The sequence below is a fragment of the Neisseria sp. P0021.S007 genome, from assembly GCF_051956855.1.
In genome coordinates this window covers 1-505 of sequence record NZ_JBQCXA010001288.1, presented here as the reverse complement: position 1 = coordinate 505, position 505 = coordinate 1, and the positions used below count along the sequence as shown (strand labels likewise).

The window sequence follows — 505 nt, the reverse complement described above, 5'->3', positions numbered from 1 at the left end:
ACTACATCATTACCGCTGAAGAAAACGCCGAACAAGGCGGCGCAGGCAGCGCGGTGTTGGAAGTGTTGGCAAAACACGGCATCTGCAAACCCGTTTTACTTTTGGGCGTTGCCGACATCGTAACCGAACACGGCGAACCGAAAAAACTTTTAGATGATTTAGGTTTGAGTGCCGACGCAATGGAAAAACGCATACGCGGCTGGCTTCCGGCAGCTTGAGCTGAAACTGCGATGAACTAACGCCGCCGTTGCAAGTAATGAATAAAGGTCGTCTGAAAACGGATTTTCAGACGACCTTTAATGTATGAACCCCTACCCTTTTGAAAAGCGTTTCAGTGCCAGATTCAAAGCATTACCGCCAAACGGAAAATCGCCCAGCCTGCAACCAATAGTCCGGCGCACAAACGGATGGCTCTGCGTTGCAAAAGTGTTTTCAATTGCGCTGCAAAAATCCCCATCGCCAACAAATTCGGCAACGTTCCCAGCGCGAAAGCCAACATATACAG

Annotated in this window: 2 protein-coding genes; one reads left to right on the top strand and one right to left on the bottom strand. The window is 49.5% G+C overall.

What is annotated here, in order from left to right; genetic code table 11:
* Positions 1–218, top strand: a 218-nt coding sequence (locus ACTHUR_RS18780; RefSeq protein WP_440400285.1) for a transketolase C-terminal domain-containing protein, incomplete at its 5' end; no start/stop codon positions are given.
* 125 nt (positions 219–343) lie between these two features.
* Here the strand turns inward: ACTHUR_RS18780 and ACTHUR_RS18775 are convergent.
* Positions 344–505 (bottom strand): urease accessory protein UreH domain-containing protein (locus tag ACTHUR_RS18775; RefSeq protein WP_440400286.1); only part of this gene is annotated, 162 nt, incomplete at its 5' end.